This is a genomic window from Gluconacetobacter diazotrophicus PA1 5 (assembly GCF_000021325.1).
Classification (GTDB): Bacteria; Pseudomonadota; Alphaproteobacteria; order Acetobacterales; family Acetobacteraceae; genus Gluconacetobacter; species Gluconacetobacter diazotrophicus.
In genome coordinates, this window is the sequence record NC_011365.1 from 2,652,342 (window position 1) to 2,673,201 (window position 20,860).

The window sequence follows — 20,860 nt, forward strand, 5'->3', positions numbered from 1 at the left end:
TATTTTCCGACGAACTCTATGAATAGATGCGCTTGCTGTCTGTTAAATGGTTTTTGTTCTACGGAGAAAGTGGCTGTTGAGGCTTCGCCCAGTTCGAATGCATTACTGTCAGTTTTTCTCCACTATATTGCCGATAGCGGACACTCCGCTTTCCCGGCCAACTCGGCCATTCGACGAATGCATACCGGTGTCCACACCCGGGAAATGGACTGCCCTGCTTGAATGACGGGGCGGGGTGTACGGCGGCTGACAGCGGTCCGTGCGGGACGTCCTCCCCTGGGATTGGTAGCCGAGCCCCTGACCTGTCGATCTGGTGTCGCAAGCCGCCGTGTTCGCGAACGGTGGAACCGCCGATTTTCAAGCGGCGCTCATGCCTCGATACGCCGGCCCGTTCCCACCCAGTAGATGATTCCGGACAGCGCCGCGACCAAGCCGGCGACCACCATTGCCATGGTGAAGGACCCCGTCCGCTGGGTGATCGCGCCGGTCAGGACCGGTGCGATGGCGCCGCCCAGCGAGCCGCCCATGTTCTGGATGGCTTCCAGCGTCGCGATCGACCCGTCGTCGATCAGGACCGTGCCCAGCGTCCAGCCGCAGGTCATGGCGATGCCGGCGGCGAACAGCGCGACGGACATGGCCACCAGCGACAGGACCATCGTGGGGCAGAGCGGCGCCAGGATCGTGGCGGCCGCTGCGACGAACAGCGCCGCGACCAGCGGCACGCGGCAGGCCCGCGCGGCGGGCCAGCCGATCCGGCCCAGTACCTCGGACACCACGCCGCCGCCCAGCCCCCCGAGGAATCCGGCCAGTTGCGGAAGGGACGACAGGTAATCGGCCCGCGCCGCCGCGGCATGGCGTGCCGTCTGCAGGTAGGTCGGCAGCCACGCCGCGTACAGCCATTGCAGATAGACCACGCCGACGAACCCGCCGGCCAGCGCCCAACTGCTGCGATGCGACAGCAGGAAGCGGATTTCCTCGGCGATCGTGGGCGGGGGCGCGTCCTCGCCCCGCCCCGCCGCCACGGTGCGCGGGTCGCGATAGACCCACGCCCATATCACGGCCAGGACCAGGCTGGTACAGCCCACGACGCCGAACATGGCGCGCCAGCCGAACTGCACGGCGATGCCGCCCAGCAGCGCGGGGGCCAGCACCTGCCCCAGCGCGGAGGACGCATTGAACAGGCCGATCGGCATGGCCCGCCGGCCCCGGTCGAACCACAGCGCGATCACGCGCGTCCCGGCCAGGAAGATCGGCGCCTCGCCGATGGCCAGCAGGCCGCGCGCAGCCAATAGCCCGCCCATGCCCGTGGAGAACGCCGACAGGATCTGGGCGGCGCTCCAGACCAGCAGGCTGAACAGCAGCAGCCGCCGCGCGCGTACCCGGTCGGCGACCAGCCCGGCAGGAATCTGGCACAGCATGTAAACGGTCGCGAAGGACGACAGCAGCAGGCCCAGGTCGGTATAGGACAGCCCGAATTCCCGACCGATTTCCACAGTGGACACCGCCAGCGCCGTGCGGTCGATATAGCTGACGCACCCCGCCGCGATCAGCAGCCCCAGCACCACCAGCCGCGTCGGCCCCCGCCGGCGCCCGACCCCGGCGCCCGCCCCGCCCGGCATCGCCGCCAGCCAGTGCGGCGCCGCGCCTCCGGACCGCTCAGCCACCCAGGCACGCCCCGGCGGCCCGGTCCGGCCGCACGGCCAGGAACGGTTCGGTGGCATCGGCTTCGATATGCCGCTCCAGGCCGCGCAGATAGGCCGCCACGTCATGGGGCTGGATCGCGGCATGGCGGATCAGGTGCTCGAAATGGCGCTGCATGCGCATGACCGCCTCCGGTTCGTTCAGCACGACATACATGTCGCCTCCATAAATCGCGACACGCTGCGTGCCGAAGATCGTATAAGGCAGGGAATGCAGGGTTCGTTCATCGAACAGGAAAATCCTGAACGACGGATAAACCGCATCCACCATCCTGGCCATATGCCGGAACTGCTCGCGCCGGACGGACGCGGCCAGCCCGTCCCACGGAAAGGCGCCTGCTCCCAGCGCCTCCAGCGCCTGGATCGACAGGCAGACTTCCATATCGGTGCCGGGGCGGCGCTTGAAATCCAGGCCGCGGGCGATTTCGGCCGCCGCCTGGGCCTGCCGGCCGTCCTCCGTCCGCACGTCGTTCCGCAATTCATAGCGCACGATCGCCGGTGTGCGCAGGATGTCGGGCAGCCGGTGGGGCACGGACCGGATCTTGGTGCCGGCGGCCTCGGCATGCCAGCGGGTCAGCAGCGGAATGTTGTGATAGCGGCCGTTTTCCACCATCTCGGTGCCTGCATCGGGCCGCGCCTGCGCCGGGTCGTCGTCGGTCAGGCCCAGCAGCCAGTCCACGGTCACGCCGTGCCGGCCGGCAATCAGCGCCAGCGTGTCCGCGCGCGGCAGCCGCACCGCATCGTCCGACAGCAATTGCGACAGGGCCGACCGGTCGATCCCGATTTCGGCCGCGAAGCTGGACCGGTTCAGCCCCGACCGGTCGATCAGGGTCAGCAGCCGGGCCCGGAACATCCCGGCGATGACGCGCTTGTCCATTCCACGAACCCGTTCATAAATAACTACACGCACTGGTGGAATATGACAAATGTCAACACCAATTTCCACATATAACGTTGTTTTATGGGCACTCCATATTTACACGTCAAGAAATAGTTATTTTGGTGGATGTGCTTATGATTCGGGACGTTTCCGCCCGGCCGGCGATCGAATGGCCGACCTGCCTCGCCATCCTGCTGTGCTACGGCACATGGCTGGCGGCGGGGACGGTCGTCTATCGCTTCAGTCCCGTCGCGGGGCTGGCGCTGCTGGCCGTGGCCATTGCCTTCCATTCCTCGTTGCAGCACGAGGCGACGCACCGGCATCCGACACCGTCCGCCGGGCTGAACGAAATCCTGGTCGGCCTGCCGATCGGCCTGCTGTATCCGTTCCGGCGGTATCGCGAGACGCACCTGGCGCACCATCGCGACGGCACGCTGACCGACCCGGACGACGATCCGGAAAGCTACTATCACGACCCCGCGCGGCTGGCGCGCCTGCCCTGGCCCGCGCGATGGCTCCTGGGCCTGAACAATTTGTTTCTCGGGCGGCTGGTGCTGGGGCCGGTGGTGGGGTTCGGCCGCTTCGTCGCGGCCGACGCGCGGCGGATCGGCCGGGGTGACGGTGCCGTGCGCGCGGCGTGGCTGATCCATGCGCTGTCGCTGCTTCCCGTGGCCTGGATCGTGGAGCGCGTGTTCGGCATGCCGTTCTGGCTCTACCTGGCCGGCCCGGCCTATGGCGGCGCGGCGCTGATCGGTATCCGCACCTATTGCGAACATCAATGGCACGATGTCCCGGAACGGCGGACCGTCATCGTCGAACGGTCCTGGCTGGCCCCCGTGTTCCTGTACAACAACCTGCACATCGTCCATCACGCGCGGCCGGACCTGCCCTGGTATCGGCTGCCCGCCGCGTACCGGGCGGACCGGCAGCACTGGCACGGCCTGAATGGCGGGTATGTCTATCGCGGCTACGGCGCCATCACGTGGCGTTACCTGCTGCGGCGCAAGGAACCGCTAGCCCATCCGCCCCGCCGGGCCGCCGGCCCATGACGCTGCCCGTGACGCTGATCGCCGCCCTGCCGATGTACGACTGGCCCGAGGAACGGTCGCGGGTCGATCGCCGCTGGGCGGAACTGCGCGGCCACCTGCGGGCGGCGGGGATCGCAGCGCCCGACGGCCTGGTGCGCCGCAACGGCGACATGCCCGCCGTCCCCGGCGGCATCCGCGCGCCGGACGGCACGCTGCTGGCACCCGACCCCGCCACCCTGCCGGCGAAGGAACTGGACCTGGATGTGCTGTGGCGGCATCCGGCGCTGCTGATCGCCCAGGCCTGCTGGGGCCCGATGGCCCACGGCCTGGCCGCGCACGTTACCGTAATCGGTCCCGGCCGCTACGATGGCGTCGCGGGCGGCAGCGGCACATCCTATACCAGCGCGGTCGTCGCCCGCCGTGCGACCGGCCCGGCGGTGGCGCCGCCCCCCGACGGGCGGGCGATCCTGCCGCTGGCCGTCCTGCGGGGGCGGGTGCTGGCCTATAACGCGCCGCATTCGCTGTCCGGCTTTCTCGCCCTGCGCGACGACCTGCACCAGGCCGGGGCAGGGCCGGACCTGTTTTCCGCCCGCGTGGAAACGGGCGCGCACCGCGATTCGATCCGCGCGGTGGCCGAGGGGCGGGCGGATGTCGCCGCCATCGACTGCCGAAGCTGGGCCCTGGCCCTGCGGCACGAACCGGCCGCCGCCCAAATCCACCCCGTGGGCTGGACCGCGCGACGCCCCGGCCTGCCGTTCATCGCGTCGGGGCGGCTGGACCCGGAAACCGGGCAGGTGCTGCAACGGGTGATCGCTTCTCTTTTCTGAAAAAAAGAACGAAGAATGCAGCCCTGACCATAACCTGGGGAGCGAACCATGAGCGGACCGAAACTCTTCGAACCGATCAGACTCGGCGGCCTGTCGCTGGACAACCGGATCGTCGTGGCCCCGATGTGCCAGTATTCGGCCGTGGACGGCTGCATGACGGACTGGCACCTGATCCATCTGGGCGGCCTGGCCCTGTCCGGCGCCGGCCTGCTGACGATCGAGGCCACCTCCGTCCTGCCGGAAGGGCGGATCACCTATGCCGATGTCGGCCTGTGGGACGACGCGACCGAGGCCGCCCTGCGCCGCACGATCGAGGGCATCCGCCCGTGGTCCGACATGCCCATCGCGCTCCAGTTGGCGCATGCGGGGCGCAAGGCCTCGACCGACCTGCCGTGGAAGGGCGGGCGGCACCTGCCGCCGGGCTCGCCCAACGCCTGGCAGACCGTGGCCCCGTCCGCCGTGCCGTTCGCCGAAGGCGACCACGCGCCCCAGGCCCTGGACATCGACGGATTGCGGCGGGTGCGCGACGCGTTCGCGGCGGCGGCCCGGCGGGCGGCCCGGCTTGGCCTGGACGCCATACAGGTCCACGGCGCGCATGGGTACCTGCTGCACCAGTTCCTCTCCCCGCTTTCCAACCGGCGGGACGATGCGTATGGCGGCAGCCTGGAAAATCGGCTGCGCTTCCCGCTGGAGGTCTTCGACGCGGTGCGCGAGGCCTTTCCCGACGGCCCGGTGACGATCCGCGTCTCCGGCACCGACTGGGTGCCGGGCGGATGGGATGTCGAACAGACGATCGCGCTGGCCAAAGCGCTGGAATCCCGGGGCTGCGACGCCATCCATGTGTCCAGCGGCGGGCTCAGCCCCCAACAGCAGATCCCGGTCCACCCCAGCTACCAGGTCCCGCTGGCCCGCGCGGTGAAGGCGGAAACGACCATGCCGGTGGTCGCCGTGGGCCTGATCACGGGGTTCGAGCAGGCGGAAGCGATCGTCGCGACCGGCGACGCCGACATGATCGCCCTGGCCCGGACCATCCTCTACGACCCGCGCTGGCCGTGGCACGCGGCGGCGCATCTGGGCGCCCAGGTGAAGGCTCCCGACCAGTACCTGCGCTGCCAGCCCCGGGTCCACAAGGACCTGTTCAAGACCAGGGGCTAGAGCAGTCAGTCATCGGATTCACGTGGTTAGGTGATTCCCCCTGACCACGGTCTGCGCGAAAGCCGCCTCCGGCTTCCGACGCCCGTACCGCACCCTGCCGGCCGGTGCGGCGGACATTCCGATTCCAGCCAGATTGTGTCTCAATATTTCTGTTCATGAAATATTCGTTGGTCACTCGCGCAGGACGCGGCTGACCTGCATTGCGCGCATATCATAATGACGATTCGATGATCCAGATCAATGGTCATCGTCTTGTCGTCCGGATATCAATAAATCAGTCTCTCATATTACCTTTTCACGAAAAATAAATAGTAATGCAAGTATATCTGCGACGAGAGAGCAGAATTCAGCATGCAATACAATGTGAGAACTGGTCATGAGTCTTAAGATTGCAGCGATCAGGGAAAAGGGGGCGGACGAACGGCGCGTCGCCCTGGTCCCGGACGTCGCGGCCCGTATCGGGCGGCTGGGATGCGATGTGGCGCTGGAAGCGGGCGCGGGCGTCCCGTCATCCTATCCCGACGCCAGCTACAAGGACGTGCGGATCGAGCCCGACCGGAAGGCGCTGCTCGGTTCGGCGGATGTCGTTCTGGCCATCCAGCCGCCGGCAACCGGGGACGTGCAGGCCATGAAGCCCGGCGCGATCCTGATTTCCTTCGTATATGGCAGGAACAATCCAGATCTGGTCAAAGCCCTGCGCGACGGGCGGATCACGGCCTTCGCCATGGAGCAGGTGCCGCGCATCAGCCGCGCGCAGGCCATGGATGCCCTGTCCAGCCAGGCGACGCTGGCGGGGTATTATTCCGTCCTGCTGGGCGCCGTGCAGATGCCGAAAATCCTGCCGATGATGACGACGGCGGTGGGCTCGCTCCGCGCGGCTCAGGTGCTGGTCATGGGCCTGGGCGTGGCCGGCCTGCAGGCGCTGGCGACGGCACGCCGCCTGGGCGCGGTGACCGAAGGCTACGACGTGCGGCCCGAGACCCGGGACGAGGCTCGCTCGCTGGGCGCGAAATTCGTCGAAACCGGCGTGGATGCGACGGGTCAGGGCGGCTATGCGCGCGAACTCACCGCCGAGGAGAAGGCGACGGTGCGCGCCGTTCTCAGCGACCACATCGCGCGATCCGACCTGGTCATCACGACGGCCGCCGTGCCGGGCCGCCAGGCCCCGCGCCTGATCGACGCCCGGCAGATCGCCAGGATGAAGCCCGGATCGGTGATCGTCGACCTGGGTGCCGAGGGCGGGGGCAATTGCGAGGGCACCCGGGCCGGCGAAACCGTGCAGGCCGGTCCGGCGACCCTGATCGGTCCTGTCAACCTGCCGTCGCGCTTGGCCGAACAGGCAAGCGAACTGTATGCGAAGAACGTCCTCAACCTGCTGGAACAGATCGTCAGGGACGGCAAGCTGTCGCTGGACATGACGGACGAGGTCATCGCGAAGACGCTCGTGACCCATGACGGCAGGATCGTCAACGATGCGGTGCGGCAGGTCGTGGAAGGCCCGCCTTCCGTGAAGCCGGCCCTCGCGGTGAAAGAAGACGCGCCATGCTCATGACCTCGATGACGTTCATCATCGCGCTCTACATCTTCGTGCTGGCGGCCTTCACCGGCTATGTCGTCATCAGCCGCGTGCCGTCGATCCTGCATACCCCGCTGATGTCGGGGTCCAACTTCATCCATGGCATCGTCGTGGTCGGCGCGCTGACGGCGCTGTTTTCCGCGACCGACACGGCCGAGCAGGTCATCGGTTTCCTCGGCGTGCTGCTGGGCGCGGGCAATGTGGTGGGCGGCTATGCGGTGACGGACCGCATGCTGGCGATGTTCCGCCCCAGTATCGCCCCGGCCATCGCTCCGGCCACCGCCCCGCCGGGATCGAAGCCCGCCGGTGACCAAAAGGCGGCATCATGACCATGATCGATTCTGTCGTCGGCTTCAGCGGCCTGATCGCATCCATGCTGTTCATATACGGGCTGAAGGGCATGTCGTCCCCGGTCACGGCGGTGCGGGGCATCGTCACGGCCGGCTGGGGCATGGCGTTCGTCGTCGGGCTCTGCTTCCTGCAGGTCTTCGGGGTGCAGGGTGCCGCTCGGCCGCATCTGCCGGCCAACCTGGCGCTCGCGGTCCTGGCATTGGTCCTGGGCGGAAGCTGGGCCGCCTGGAAGGGCAGGACCGTCGCCATGACGGCCATGCCGCAGATGGTGGCGCTCTATAACGGCATGGGGGGCGGCGCGGCGGCGGCGGTGGCGGCCGTGGCGCTGCTGCGGCACCAGGAAGGCTCGGCCCTGCATTTCGGCGTGACGGTCACGGGCGCGCTGATCGGCTGCGTGTCGCTGACCGGCTCGCTGGTCGCATGGGCCAAGCTGGACGGGCGCATGAAGAATCCCATCCGTTTCGGCGGCCAGCAGGCGTTCAATGCGATCGTGTTCTTCGCCACGATCCTGCTGGGCGGCCTGGTGGTGGCGACGCAGATCACCGGATCGCAGCAGGCGGGGCTGTACGCCGAACTGTTCTTCGCCGGCGCGCTGTTTTTCGGGCTGTGCATGACCGTGCCGATCGGCGGCGCGGACATGCCGGTCGTCATTTCGCTCTACAACACCTTTACCGGCCTGGCCGTGGGGCTGGAAGGCTATGTCATGGCCAATCCGGCGCTGATGATCGCCGGCATGGTCGTGGGGGCGGCGGGAACGCTGCTGACGGTCCTGATGGCCAAGGCCATGAATCGGTCGCTGGCCAATGTCCTGTTCAGCAATTTCGGGGCATCCGCCACGCAGGTGGCGGCGGGGCCGCAGGGGCAGATGAAGTCGGTCGATCCGGCCGACGCGGCGACGTCGATGCGCTATGCGTCCAGCGTCATCATCATTCCCGGCTACGGGCTTGCCGTCGCCCAGGCGCAGCAGAAGCTCTATGAATTCGTCAAGATGCTGCAAGCCGCCGGCGTGGACGTGAAATTCGCGATCCATCCCGTTGCCGGCCGTATGCCCGGCCACATGAACGTGCTGCTGGCCGAGGCCAATGTGCCGTACGACATGATCTTCGACATGGACGACATCAACGACAGCTTCGCGTCAACCGACGTGGCGCTGGTGATCGGCGCGAACGATGTCGTCAACCCTTCGGCGCGGACGGACAGGACATCGCCCCTCTACGGCATGCCGATCCTGAACGCCGACCAGGCGAAACAGGTGTTCGTCATCAAGCGCGGGCAGGGGGCCGGGTATTCCGGTGTCCAGAATCCGCTGTTCTTCGAGAAGAATACGTCGATGGTCTATGGTGACGCACAGGCCGTACTGACCAAGATGGTCGAGTCATTGAAGGCACTTGGAACGAACTGATTGCATCAGAATGTGTTCAAAATGCGGTGTGGGGCGTCGATCGCGCGCGCATTACTGTCGGTTCCTCGTTCGCGTTTTCATGGGCGATGGGTTATGCTGCCCGGCGCGGACGATCGTTCCGCGGGGACTGCCGTCCGGCATGGTCCCGGGTTCGATCGCCGGTGCCGACGGGACGTGATCGAGGCGCCGTCTTCATCTTTCGGGAGATGGCGCACGGTCGGAGAGGATGAGAAACTTGAAGACATAAAAAAGATCTTTGACGACCTGCGGAACGGACATGTCGAGGGACGGTCCGCTCCGGACTTCCAGAACTGATCGGGCACGCGCCGCCGCAGCGCGCAAGGCCGACAATCAGAGGATCAAGTTCAATGGCTTACGCGACGATTAATCCGTTTACGAACGAACAGATCAAGACATTCCCGAATTCGACCGATTCCGAGGTCGATGCCGCGCTGGACGCGGCGCACGCGGCGTTCCTGTCCTGGCGCGAAACCTCGTTCGCCGAACGGGCGAAGATCATGCAGAAGGCCGCCGACATCCTGCGCCGCGACAGCGAGAAATATTCCGCCCTGCTGACGCTGGAAATGGGCAAGCTGATTTCCGAAGCGCGCGCGGAAACCGAACTGTCGGCCGCGATCTTCGAATATTACGCTAAGAATGCGGAAAAGCTGCTGGCGCCGGAGAGCCTGCCGGTCGCCAGCAAGGACGAAGGCCGCGCCAGGATCATCTTCCAGCCGCTGGGCATCCTGCTGGCCGTCGAGCCGTGGAACTTCCCGTTCTACCAGGTGGCCCGCATCATCGCGCCGCAGCTTTCCGCCGGCAACACGGTCGTGCTGAAGCACGCGTCCAACGTGCCGCAATGCGCCGAGGCCATGGACCGGCTGATGATCGAGGCCGGCCTGCCGAAGGGCGGGTTCCGCAACCTCTATCCCACGCATGACCAGGTCTCGCGCATCATCGCCGACCACCGCGTGCGCGGCGTGGCGCTGACCGGTTCGGAAGGGGCGGGGGCCAAGGTCGCATCCGGTGCCGGGGCGGCGCTGAAGAAATCGACCATGGAACTGGGCGGGTCGGACGCCTTCATCGTGCTGGAGGACGCGGACCTCGAAAAGACGATCAAGTGGGCCGTGTTCGGCCGCCACTGGAACGCCGGGCAGGTCTGCGTCTCGGCCAAGCGGATGATCGTCGTGGACAAGGTGTACGACGCGTTCGCCAAGGGCTATCGCGAAGGCGTGGCGAAGCTGAAGATGGGCGACCCGATGGACCCGTCCACCACGCTGGCGCCGCTGTCGTCGCAGGGTGCGGTCAACGACCTGAAGAAGCAGGTCGAAGGGGCGGTCGCCGCCGGGGCGAAGGCCGAGGAGATTCCGCTGCCGTTGCCCAATGCGGGCGCCTTCTTCCGCCCGGTGATCCTGTCGGACGTCGCGCATGACAATCCGGCCCGGCGCGAGGAATTCTTCGGCCCCGTCACCCTGCTGTTCCGGGCGAAGGACGAGGCGGATGCGATCCGCATCGCCAACGACTCGCCCTATGGCCTGGGCGGCTCGGTCTTCACCCGGGATGAAGCGCGCGGCGAGGCCGTGGCCGCGCAGATCGAGACCGGCATGGTCTATGTCAACCATCCCACGATGGTGAAGGCCGACCTGCCGTTCGGCGGCGTGCTGCGCTCCGGCTACGGGCGCGAGCTGATCGGGCTGGGCATCAAGGAATTCGTCAATGCCAAGCTGATCGACGTCGTGGACATCGATGCGCCGTTCTGACGGCCCGCGGGGGCGGGCGCCTGCCTTCGGGCGGGCGCCTACCCCTCCGTTTTCCGGAATGGCCGCGCGACCAGTGCGGCGGCCAGTCCGCACAGGGCGGCGGCGGACAGCACCGCCCCCGGCGCCGCGCGGCTGTCCGTCACATGGATCAGCCACGTGCACAGCGCCGGCGTGAAGCCGCCGATGCAGGTCGCGCAGCTATAGGCCAGCGAAAAGCCGGTGGTGCGGATGCGCGGCGGCACGATCTCGGTCAGGTACACCACGGCGGCGCCGTTATAGGCGCTGTAGATCAGCGACAGCCAGATCTCCACCGCCAGCAGGTGGGCGAAGGACGGGGACGCGACCAGCCACGACATCGCGGGCCAGGCGGTCAGGATGGCGGCGATCGTGGCGCCGGCCAGCAGCGGACGCCGTCCGACCCGGTCCGACACCGCGCCGAAGGCCGGCAGCAGCAGCAGGTTCGACAGACCGACGCACAGCGTGACGGCCAGGCTGTCGCGGCCCGACAGATGCAGCACGCCGCTGCCGAAGGTCGGGGTATAGGCCGTGATGACGTAGAACGAAATCGTGGTCATCAGCACCATCATCACGCCGGTCGATACCACGCGCCATTCCCGGCGCAGGGTGGCCAGCACCTCGGGCAGGTGGGGCGGGGCGGCCTGGGCGGCGAAGGCCGCGGTCTCGCGCAGGTGCCGGCGCAGGACGAACAGGACCGGCACGATCAGGCAGCCCGCCAGCAGCGGCACCCGCCAGCCCCATTGCCGCATGGTGGCGTCGGGCAGCATCGTCGCCAGCGCCACCCCGATCGCCGCCGCGCCGATCACCGCCACCTGCTGCGATGCCGATTGCAGCGAGACCAGGAAGCCGCGATGGGCGGGCCGCGCGATTTCCGCCAGGTAGACCGATGTCGATCCCAGTTCCACGCCGGCCGAAAACCCCTGCAGCAGCCGCCCGCACAGCACGATGACCGGCGCGGCCAGGCCGATCGCGGCATAGCGGGGGGTGACGGTCAGGGTCAGCGTGCCGATCGCCATCAGCGACAGCGTCAGCAGCAGGCCCCGCCGCCGCCCGATCCGGTCCACATAGGCGCCCAGGATCAGCGCGCCCAGCGGGCGCATCAAAAAGCCCGCGCCGAAGGTCGCGAAGGATTTCAGCGTCTCGGCATAGGCGTTGCCGGACGGAAAGAAGGCTTGGCCGATGGCGGCGGCGTAATAGCCGAACACCATGAAGTCGTACATCTCCAGCATGTTGCCGGCGGCGACCTGAAGGGCGGCCCTGATGCGCGGGATATCGGTCGGGGGGTGCGTCGTCATGGCCGATGAATGCCGCATCGCGATCCCTTCGGTCCACCCCGGCCCGGCGGGTGTGTAGAATAACTTTGCAGTTTACCTTCATACATGCCATGTCGGGCGGATGGTGTCCGAACCTTCCGATTCCGAAAGCGCGCGGGCCTTCGCCCTGGCCGCCGAACTGCGCCTCGTCCTCGGCGCGCTGGTCCGGCGATTGCGCGAGCAGGCCGATGCCGGCGACCTGACGTCGGCCCAGAAATCGGTCCTGCTGCGGCTGGAACGCGACGGACCCATGACCGGCAGCGCGCTGGCGCGGGCCGAGGCCATGCGGCCGCAATCGATGGGCGCCATCATCGCGGCCCTGCTGGCGGCCGGCCACGTTTCGGCCACCCCCGACCCTTCGGACGGCCGACAGACCATCGTCTCGCTGACCGACCGGTTCCGGCACTGGATCGGCGCCGGTCGGGCGGCGCGGCAGGACTGGCTGTTCCGTACCGTGCAGGCCAGGCTGACGGCCCCGGAACAGGACCAGCTCGCCGCCGCCGTCGATCTTCTCAAACGCCTCCTCGATCCCTGACAAGCGCAAGGCATTCCCATGACCCTCACCGTTCTCGACCCCAGGACCGCCCTGGTCGTCATCGACCTGCAGAAGGGCATCGTCGGCTTTCCGACCGTCCATCCCGTCGCGGGCATCGTGGCCTCCGCCGCCGCGCTGGCCGCCGCGTTCCGCCGGCGCGGCCTGCCGGTGGTGCTGGTCAACGTGACGGGCGGCGCGCCGGGCCGCACGGAACGCAGCTTCAGCCTGGACGGCATGCCGCCGGACTGGGCCGACCTGGTGCCCGAACTGGACGCCCAGCCCGGCGACCTGCGCGTGACCAAGACAACATGGGGCGCCTTCGCCAGCACCGACCTTGCGCGGCAGTTGCGGGCGCTCGGCGTCACCCAGGTGGTGCTGGCCGGCATCGCCACCAGCCTCGGCGTCGAATCGACGGCGCGCGAGGCCCATGCGATGGGCCTCAACGTCACCCTGGCGCTGGACGCCATGACCGACCTCAGCCCCGAGGCGCACGACAACAGCGTCCAGCGGATCTTCCCGCGACTGGGCGAGACCGGGTCCACCCGGCAGGTCATCGACCTTCTCGAACGCGGATGAACCTACCCCCGGCCGACCGGCTCGCCCCCGGCGCGTGGCGCGTGGTGTGCGTCGCCGCCATCGGGTCGTTCATGGCGCAGCTCGACGCCACGGTCGTCAACGTGTCGCTGGCGCCGCTGGCCGTGGAGCTGCATGCTGGCCTGCCGGCCATCCAGTGGGTGATGAGCGGCTATCTGCTCGCCCTGGCGCTGACGCTGCCGCTGAACGGCTGGCTGGTGGACCGCATCGGCGCCCGGGCGCTCTATCTGTGGTGCTTCGCGGCCTTCACGCTTTCCTCGGGGCTGTGCGGGCTGGCCTGGTCGGCCCCGTCGCTGGTTGCCTTCCGTGTCCTGCAGGGCATGGCCGGCGGGCTGCTGGCCCCCATGGCGCAGATGATGGTCGCCCGCGTCGCCGGCCGGAACATGGCGCAGGTGGCCGGCATCGCCGCCCTGCCGATCCTGCTGGCGCCGCTGCTGGGGCCGGTCGCCGCGGGCGCGATCCTGCATTTCGCCTCATGGCGCTGGCTCTTCCTCGTGAACCTGCCGGTCGGGGGGCTGGCGCTGGCGCTGGCGGCGACGGTCCTGCCCGACGACCGGCAGGACACGCGGCCGCGCGGCCTCGACCTGACCGGGCTGGCCCTGCTGTCGCCGGGTCTGGTCCTGTTCCTCTACGGTTCGGACCATGCGGGCACGCGGACCGGCGGCGCGGCCCTGGCCGTCTCCGTCATCCTGTTCGCGCTCTATTACCGCGCGGCGCGGGCCCGGGGCGACGCGGCGCTGATCGATTTGCGCCTGTTCGGGGGCCGGAACTTCTCCGCCGCGATCGTCGCCCTGTTCATGCTCAACGGCATTTCCTATGCCGGGCAGATGCTGGTTCCGATCTATCTGGTCCGGGCCTGCGGGCTGTCGCCCGGCCAGACCGGCTGGCTGATGGCGCCGCTGGGGCTGGGCATGATGTGCACCTATCCGTTCATGGGTCGGCTGACGAAACGCTTCGGCATCCGCCGGCTGGCGGCCGGCGGCGCGCTGCTGGCCCTGGCCGGGACGCTGCCGCTGATCGTCCTGGCGCGCCACGGGTTCGCCGCCGCCGTGCTGGCGCCCGGCCTGTTCCTGCGGGGCATCGGCATCAGCGCCATCGGCATCCCGTCCATGACCTCGGGCTATGCCGCGGTGGCGCGGCGGGACCTGCCGATGGCCACCACCGCCATGAACATCGTCCAGCGCCTGGGCGGCCCGATGCTGACGACGCTGTGCGCGACCTTCCTGGGGTGGCGCCTGTCCGCCACGGCCGGCGCGGCGACGGTTCCGGGCGCCTTTGCCGCGTCGTTCGGCCTGCTGTGCATCCTGCACGCGCTGCTGGTCCTGGCGGCGTTGCGGCTGCCCCGGCGGCTTCCCGGGGCCGGACCCGCGCCGTGATCGCCCCCTATCCGGACGGCGCGCCCCACGCGGGGGCGTTCCACCGGATCTGCCGCTCGGTCCCGATGTCCGGCGGCCCGATGTCCGGCGGGCTGACCGGAAGATTGTAGGGCGTCACGATTTCCACCGACGACAGGCGCGCCACGCTCTCGCCCCTGCAGAAGGCACCGTGCCGGAACACGTCGAACGCCGCCCGGGCGTCCGCCCGCAGGTTATGGTACAGGACGAAGTCGATCGCATGCCCGGCCAGCAGGGCACGATTGTCCGCATCCAGGTCATGGGCCACGAAGATGCGGATCGCCCGGCCCATCTCGCGGCACGCGTCCAGGGTCGCGCGATTGCCGCCGCCGATCGAATAGATCGCGCAGATCGTCGGGTCGGCCGCCAGCGCGTCGTGGACCAGCCGGCCGGTTTCCGCATCCTGCCTGCGTCCCTCGCAGACGCTCGTCACCCGGATCGACGGGTAACAGGCACGCATGACCGTGCGGAATCCCTTTTCCCGGTCGCCCTCGCCCCGAAACCGGGAACTGGAAATCGTGACCAGCACCGTGGCCGCCTGCGCCCCCAGCGCCCGGCCGACCAGATAGGCCGCCGTCTCGCCCGCCGCCCGGTTGTCGACCCCGACATAGGCCGCCCGGGGGGCCGAGGGCAGGTCGGTGACGAACGTCACGACCGTGATCCCCGCCGCCGCCGCGCGCGCCACGGCGGCATGGATCACCGGGGTATCGGGTACCTTGACCAGCATGCCGTCCGTGCCGCGCAGGCGGATGCGGTCGATCGCCCGCGCCAGCGCCGCCGGGCCCTCGGTTTCCATCAGGTGGAAGCGGCAGCGGAACACCAGCGGCACGAACGCCGCCATCTCGGCCTCGAACGCCGCGCGCGCCTCGGTCGTGAAGCGGCGCGGCGCCTCCATCAGCACGTCGATCGTCATCTTCCGGCCCGGCAGCAGCGCCCGTGCCTCCTGCCGTTCCAGTTCCGCGATGGCGGCACGGACGCGCAGGCCCGTCTGCCGGCTGACGCCCGCCCGCGCGTTCAGCACACGGTCCACCGTCGCCATGCTCAACCCCGCCTGGTGGGCGATATCCTTGATCGGGAACATATGCGTCATGGCGCCGCCGTCTGATGGGTTTTTGATGGTTTTCCAGTCTGTTTCGCACCCGCGACGCCTGTAGCGTAACGGCGTCTCAAGGAGGCGGACAATGAAAAACAACGAGAGCAAGACAAGAACTCAGCCGTCCACGCTCACCCAGGCCGACTGCGACCTGCCGTCCTTCAGGAAACTGGTCGAACGCACGGCCGATCCCGCGCACTACCCCCACGCCCACGCGATCGAACGGAACATCCCGATCTATGACGGGCAGGAACTGGCGGCCCTCGTCCGGAACGACGCGGAACGCGCCGTCGCGGTGAAATCGGAACTCTGCGCCCTGCTGGCGGATGGCCCCGGCGTCGCGGTCTTCCGTGGCGCGATGGACGATCCCGGCGTGCTGGATCAGGCCAGTTCGGTCTTCGGTCGGATCATCGACGAGGAACGGCGCACCCAGAGCGGCGGCGGCGACCATTTCGCCAAGCCGGGCGCCAATGACAGGGTGTGGAACGCGCTGGAAAAGCACTGCCTGGAAGATCCCGGGAATTTCGCCCGCTATTACGCGAATCCCGTCATCGCCCTTCTGGCCCGGGCCTGGCTCGGCCCCGCCTACCAGGTGACGGCGCAGGTCAATCGCGTCAATCCCGGCGGCGGCGCGCAGGCGCCCCATCGCGACTACCATCTGGGCTTCCAGAGTCCGGACGCCATGGCGCATTATCCGCGCCACGTCCATCAGCTTTCGCCGATGCTGACGCTGCAGGGCGCGGTGGCGCATGTCGACATGCCGCTGGAAAGCGGGCCGACGCTGTTCCTGCCCTACAGCCAGACCTATCTTGCGGGCTACCTGGCGGTCACCCGGCCCGATTTCGTGGAGTATTTCCACGCCCACCATGTCCAGCTTCCCCTGTCCCGGGGCGACATGGTCTTCTTCAACCCCGCCCTGTTCCATGCCGCCGGCGCGAACAGGTCGCGCGATATCGGCCGGCTGGCGAACCTGCTGCAGATCTCCTCGGCATTCGGGCGGGCCATGGAAACGGTGAACAGGACGCGCATGTGCGCGGCGCTGTACTCCGCGCTCGGCACCCTGAAATCCGAAAATATCCTGGATCTGGAAGGCATCGGCAATACGGTCGCGGCCTGCGCCGAGGGCTATTCGTTTCCCACGAACCTCGATCGCGATCCGCCGTTGCATAACCTCGCCCCCCGCACCCAGGCCCAGTTGATGCACGAGGCCCTGGACGAGCGGTGGAGCGAGCATCTGTTCGTCGAGGCGCTGCTGGCGCAGGACGCAAGAAAAAAAGGGGAGTAAGCGAAACATGACGACGAAGACAGGCGACCTGACGGGCAAGGTGGCCCTGGTCACGGGCGGCACGCAGGGGCTGGGTGCCGCCATCGCCACCGTGTTCGCGCAGCGCGGCGCCAAGGGGATCGTGATCTGCGGCCGCAACCGTCACAAGGGTGAAGACGTCGCGGCCCGGCTGCGGCGCGATTTCGATACCGACGTGCGCTTCGTGGCCGCCGACCTCGCGGACATGGACGACGTGCGGGCCGTCGTGCAGGCGTGCGACGGCGCGTTCGGCCGGATCGACGCGCTGGTGAACGCGGCGGGACTGACCGATCGCGGCACCATCCTGGACACCACGCCCGAATTGTTCGACCGCATGATGGCGGTCAACGTGCGCGCGCCCTTTTTCCTGATCCAGGACGCCGTGAAGATCATGATCCGGGAATCGACCGAAGGCACGATCGTCAATATCGGCTCGATGTCCGCCATGGGCGGGCAGCCTTTCATTGCCGCCTATTGCGCCTCGAAGGGGGCGCTGGAAACGCTGACCCGCAATACCGCCTATGCGCTGCTGCGCAATCGCATCCGGGTCAACGCGCTGAATATCGGCTGGATGGCGTCGGACGGTGAAGACCGCATCCAGCGCGAATTCCACGGCGCGTCCGAGGGCTGGCTGAAGGACGCGGCCCAGACGCAGCCCTTCGGCCGCCTGATCAGCCCCGAGGAGGTCGCGCGCGCCTGCGCCTATCTGTCCAGCGCCGAATCCGGCCTGATGACGGGATCGGTCATCTGTTTCGACCAGTCGGTCTGGGGCGCGTACGATGATTCGCCCCATCCCGCCCAGGCCATGCGCCTGCACGGCGAATAACGAAAAAAAGAAACCAGGAGCAGGTCATGACGAAAAACGTTTCAAGACGCACGCTGGGCATAGGGCTGATCGGCAGCGGTTTCATGGGTAAGGCCCATGCGCTGGCCTTTCGCACGGTGGGCGGGGTCTTCCCCCTGGCCGCCGAGCCCAGGCTGGAAATCCTGGCGGACATCTCCGCCGACAAGGCGGCGCGCGCGGCCTATGAACTCGGCTTCGCGCGCTTCACCGCGCAATGGGAACGGCTTGTCCTGGACCCGGCGGTCGATATCGTCGCCATCACCACGCCCAACCGCCAGCACGCCCCGATGGCCCTGGCCGCGATCGCGGCGGGCAAGCATGTCTATTGCGAAAAACCGCTGGCCACCTCACTGGAAGACGCCCGCGCCATGACCGAGGCCGCCGAGCGCGCCGGCGTGGTGACGCAGGTCGGCTTCAACTACCTGCGCAACCCGATGGTCCACACGGCGAAGGAAATCATCGCCAGTGGCGAGATCGGGGACATCATCGGGTTTTCCGGCCAGTATATCGCCGGCTTCATGGGCACGCCCGAAGGGTCCTGGTCCTGGCGTTTCCAGCCCGAGGAAGCGGGCGGCGCACTGGCCGATATCGGCTCGCACCTGATTTCCATGAGCCGCTACCTGCTGGGCGAGGTCGCGTCGGTCTGCGCCGGCCTGGATACCGTCTATCCCACGCGCACGTCGTCCGACGGCCAGTCGCACCGGGTCGGCATCGACGACCAGGCCGCGATCCTGGCCCGCTTCCAGGACCACCCGTTCACCGCCACGCTGTTCACGTCCTGGGTCGCGACCGGGCGTGAAATGGGCCTGTCGTTCGACGTCACCGGGTCGAAGGGGGCGTTGCGCTTCACGCAGGAACGCCTGAACGAACTGGAACTGTTCAAATCCGGGCAGGCCGCCAACCGCCGTGGCTTCACGCGCCTGACCGCCTCGCCCGCCTATCCGCCCTACGGGGCCTTTACCCCCGGCGCCGGCCATCAGCTTGGCTTCAACGACCTGAAGGTCATCGAGGTCCGGAACCTGATCGACGCCGTCTGCGGCGTGGCGCCCGCCGAGACACCCTTCCGCGATGCGCTGCGCACCGCCATGGTCATGGAAGCCGTCCGGGATTCGTCCCGGACCCGGCAGTGGATGGACGTTCCCGCCCAATAAGGTGGGAAAATCACGTGCTTCGGAAAAATGGAATATATTACATAAAAAATCCGGCGTGCCGATGACGGCGCGCCGGATGAATTTCGCGGCCTGGTTCTACCGGATACCCTGTCCGGACAGCGCGATCACCGACGCAGCCTGGTCCTTCATCACCAGGCTGGGGCCCGAAGCCACGTCGCTGGCCGGCATCATCCCGTACCGCACCTTCAGGGCCAGGAACATCACCGGCAGATAGCCCTGCAGGTAGGGCTGCTGGTCCACCGCGAACAGCGCCTGGCCGTCGCGGATTTCCTGCAGGAAGCCGGGGGCGAGGTCGAACGCGCCCACCCGCACCTTGCCGGTCAGGCCCAGCGCCTTGACGGCGGAGACGGCGGGTTCACCCACGGTCTCGGCGCCCAGCCCGATGATCGTGTCGATCGTGGGATCGGCCCGCAACGCGCCCTGGATCTTGGCCTTGGTGCTGCTGGTATCCATATCGACCGGCAGGACCTTGGATTTTCCGAACGCCTTCGCGAATCCGGCGCAGCGATGGTCCAGCGCCACGTTGCCCGGTTCCTGGTTGACGCACAGCGCGTTCGTGCCGCCGGCCTTCTTCATCGCGGCGCCCGCGGCCTCGCCGGCCGTGGATTCCTCCTGCCCGACATCCAGGCCGACGCCGACCTGGCGCGCGGTTTCCGCCGCCGCGTTGGTGGCGATGACGTTGATGCCGGCCGCCAGCGCCTTGTGAATGGGGCCGGACAGCGCATCCACGTCGGGCACGCTGACCACCAGCCCGTCGGGGTGCTGGCTGACGGCGGCGGTGATCAGGTTGGCCATCTGCGTCATGTCGAACGTGTCGGGCTGGCGGAATTCCACATGCACGCCGGCCTGCTGCGCGGCGGCCTTGGCGCCGTTGCGCACGACCGCCCAGAAGGGATCGGCAGCCTGTCCATGGGTGACCATGATGATGTTGATCGACTTGTCGGCGGCGCGGCCCGCGGGGACCCACGCGGCACTGGAAAGCGCCAGGATGCCTGCCGCGATAACGGACGATTTTTTCATTTCTTTCTCTTCTTGTTATCGTCGTCTTGGAATGATGGAAGCCTGCTACACCATCCCGCCCAGTTCGTCCGAAAGCTTCTGCATCTCCCGCCCGCCGGCCATCAGGCTTTGCAGGCGGTCCATGTCGATTTCCGACTTCCGGTAGGAACCCAGCGTCTTGCCGCGGTTCAGGACCGTGAAACTGTCCCCCACGGCGAAGGCATGCCGCACATTGTGCGTGATGAAGACCACGGCCAGGCCCCTGTTCCTGACCTGGTCGATATATTTCAGAACCATCGAGGTCTGCGCGACGCCCAGCGCCGATGTCGGTTCGTCCAGGATCAGCACCCGCGCGCCGAAATAGACGGCCCGCGCGATGGCCACGCACTGGCGCTCGCCGCCCGACAGCGTGCCCACCGCCTGGTCGGGGTCGCGCACGTCGATGCCGATCTTGTTCATCTGGTCATGGGTGATGCGGCGGCAGGCCTTGAAATCCACCCAGCGGAAGGGAAAGACGCCCTGCACCGGCTCCCGCCCCATGAAGAAATTCCGCGTGACCGACATCAGCGGAATCATCGCAAGGTCCTGGAACACGGTGGCGATCCCCGCCGCCAGCGCGTCGCGCGGGCCGTGGAAATGGGCGGGCTGGCCATCGACCAGGATCGTGCCGCTGGTGGGCGCATGCACGCCCGACAGCGTCTTGATCAGCGTCGACTTGCCGGCGCCGTTATCGCCCAGCAGGCACAGCACCTCGCCCGCCCGGACGGTCAGCGACACGCCGGCCAGGGCGATGACCTGCCCGAATTCCTTGCGGACATCCTTGATTTCGATGATCGGCGTGCCCTTCGGCGGCAGATCGACCGCGTCCGAACCGCCATGCCCTGAGGATGTCCCACGTGGTGTGATGTAATTCATG

19 protein-coding genes are annotated in these 20,860 nt (G+C 67.9%); 13 read left to right on the top strand and 6 right to left on the bottom strand.

All coding sequences use genetic code 11. From position 1 onward, the window contains the following. Positions 1-368: 368 nt before the first annotated feature. Positions 369-1,664 carry an MFS transporter gene (locus GDIA_RS12080; protein ID WP_244410088.1) on the bottom strand — a complete coding sequence of 432 codons (1,296 nt, stop codon included), beginning with the start codon at positions 1,662-1,664 and terminating at the stop codon, positions 369-371. After that, complete coding sequence (locus GDIA_RS12085; RefSeq protein ID WP_012222621.1) at positions 1,657-2,577, bottom strand: helix-turn-helix domain-containing protein; 921 nt, start codon at positions 2,575-2,577, stop codon at positions 1,657-1,659. Before GDIA_RS12085 ends, GDIA_RS12080 begins: the two co-directional genes overlap by 8 nt. 137 nt (positions 2,578-2,714) lie before the next feature. On the opposite strand from GDIA_RS12085, the gene GDIA_RS12090 reads away from it, so the two are divergent. From GDIA_RS12090 to GDIA_RS12120, 7 genes are all read left to right on the top strand, one after another. Continuing rightward, positions 2,715-3,629 carry a fatty acid desaturase gene (locus GDIA_RS12090; RefSeq protein WP_012554288.1) on the top strand — a complete coding sequence of 305 codons (915 nt, stop codon included), beginning with the start codon at positions 2,715-2,717 and terminating at the stop codon, positions 3,627-3,629. Then, positions 3,626-4,435: a phosphate/phosphite/phosphonate ABC transporter substrate-binding protein gene (locus tag GDIA_RS12095; RefSeq protein ID WP_012222625.1), complete on the top strand. Its 810-nt coding sequence runs from the start codon at positions 3,626-3,628 to the stop codon at positions 4,433-4,435. Before GDIA_RS12090 ends, GDIA_RS12095 begins: the two co-directional genes overlap by 4 nt. Positions 4,436-4,483: 48 nt before the next feature. Then, positions 4,484-5,590 (top strand): NADH:flavin oxidoreductase/NADH oxidase, encoded by a 1,107-nt coding sequence (locus GDIA_RS12100; protein ID WP_012554289.1) that lies wholly within the window; start codon positions 4,484-4,486, stop codon positions 5,588-5,590. A gap of 376 nt (positions 5,591-5,966) precedes the next feature. After that, positions 5,967-7,142, top strand: coding sequence for an NAD(P) transhydrogenase subunit alpha (locus GDIA_RS12105; protein ID WP_012222627.1), 1,176 nt, complete (start codon positions 5,967-5,969; stop codon positions 7,140-7,142). After that, positions 7,133-7,495 carry an NAD(P) transhydrogenase subunit alpha part 2 gene (locus GDIA_RS12110; RefSeq protein WP_041249245.1) on the top strand — a complete coding sequence of 121 codons (363 nt, stop codon included), beginning with the start codon at positions 7,133-7,135 and terminating at the stop codon, positions 7,493-7,495. The genes GDIA_RS12105 and GDIA_RS12110 overlap by 10 nt, the downstream gene beginning before the upstream one ends. Continuing rightward, positions 7,492-8,919 (top strand): NAD(P)(+) transhydrogenase (Re/Si-specific) subunit beta, encoded by a 1,428-nt coding sequence (locus GDIA_RS12115; RefSeq protein ID WP_012222629.1) that lies wholly within the window; start codon positions 7,492-7,494, stop codon positions 8,917-8,919. The genes GDIA_RS12110 and GDIA_RS12115 overlap by 4 nt, the downstream gene beginning before the upstream one ends. A 368-nt stretch (positions 8,920-9,287) precedes the next feature. Then, entirely contained in the window at positions 9,288-10,679 is a 1,392-nt protein-coding gene (locus GDIA_RS12120; protein ID WP_012554290.1) for an NAD-dependent succinate-semialdehyde dehydrogenase, read from the top strand. 38 nt (positions 10,680-10,717) lie between these two features. Here the strand turns inward: GDIA_RS12120 and tcuC are convergent, their stop codons facing one another. Next, complete coding sequence (gene tcuC, locus GDIA_RS12125; RefSeq protein WP_183115971.1) at positions 10,718-11,992, bottom strand: MFS transporter; 1,275 nt, start codon at positions 11,990-11,992, stop codon at positions 10,718-10,720. 100 nt (positions 11,993-12,092) lie between these two features. Between tcuC and GDIA_RS12130 the strand changes: the two genes are divergently transcribed. From GDIA_RS12130 to GDIA_RS12140, 3 genes are read left to right on the top strand one after another with little or no spacing between them, the layout of a single operon-like run. Further along, positions 12,093-12,545, top strand: coding sequence for a MarR family winged helix-turn-helix transcriptional regulator (locus GDIA_RS12130; RefSeq protein ID WP_012222633.1), 453 nt, complete (start codon positions 12,093-12,095; stop codon positions 12,543-12,545). Between the two features lie 18 nt (positions 12,546-12,563). Beyond that, the gene (locus GDIA_RS12135; RefSeq protein WP_012222634.1) at positions 12,564-13,121 is read left to right on the top strand and encodes a cysteine hydrolase family protein; all 558 of its coding nucleotides are present in this window, start codon (positions 12,564-12,566) and stop codon (positions 13,119-13,121) included. Further along, entirely contained in the window at positions 13,118-14,515 is a 1,398-nt protein-coding gene (locus tag GDIA_RS12140) for a DHA2 family efflux MFS transporter permease subunit (RefSeq protein ID WP_012554292.1), read from the top strand. Before GDIA_RS12135 ends, GDIA_RS12140 begins: the two co-directional genes overlap by 4 nt. 7 nt (positions 14,516-14,522) lie before the next feature. Here the strand turns inward: GDIA_RS12140 and GDIA_RS12145 are convergent, their stop codons facing one another. Beyond that, positions 14,523-15,623, bottom strand: coding sequence for a LacI family DNA-binding transcriptional regulator (locus tag GDIA_RS12145; RefSeq protein WP_012554293.1), 1,101 nt, complete (start codon positions 15,621-15,623; stop codon positions 14,523-14,525). 91 nt (positions 15,624-15,714) lie between these two features. Between GDIA_RS12145 and GDIA_RS12150 the strand changes: the two genes are divergently transcribed. From GDIA_RS12150 to GDIA_RS12160, 3 genes are read left to right on the top strand one after another with little or no spacing between them, the layout of a single operon-like run. Further along, positions 15,715-16,911 carry a phytanoyl-CoA dioxygenase family protein gene (locus tag GDIA_RS12150; RefSeq protein WP_012554294.1) on the top strand — a complete coding sequence of 399 codons (1,197 nt, stop codon included), beginning with the start codon at positions 15,715-15,717 and terminating at the stop codon, positions 16,909-16,911. Between the two features lie 7 nt (positions 16,912-16,918). Next, entirely contained in the window at positions 16,919-17,755 is an 837-nt protein-coding gene (locus tag GDIA_RS12155) for an SDR family oxidoreductase (protein WP_012554295.1), read from the top strand. A 26-nt stretch (positions 17,756-17,781) separates the two neighbouring features. Beyond that, positions 17,782-18,924: a Gfo/Idh/MocA family protein gene (locus tag GDIA_RS12160; RefSeq protein WP_012222639.1), complete on the top strand. Its 1,143-nt coding sequence runs from the start codon at positions 17,782-17,784 to the stop codon at positions 18,922-18,924. Positions 18,925-19,020: 96 nt separating this feature from the next. Here GDIA_RS12160 and GDIA_RS12165 read toward each other — a convergent pair whose 3' ends face one another. Further along, positions 19,021-19,965, bottom strand: a complete 945-nt coding sequence (locus GDIA_RS12165) for a substrate-binding domain-containing protein (RefSeq protein WP_012554296.1) — start codon at positions 19,963-19,965, stop codon at positions 19,021-19,023. A 45-nt stretch (positions 19,966-20,010) separates the two neighbouring features. Then, entirely contained in the window at positions 20,011-20,859 is an 849-nt protein-coding gene (locus GDIA_RS12170) for an ATP-binding cassette domain-containing protein (RefSeq protein ID WP_012554297.1), read from the bottom strand. Position 20,860 lies beyond the last annotated feature (1 nt).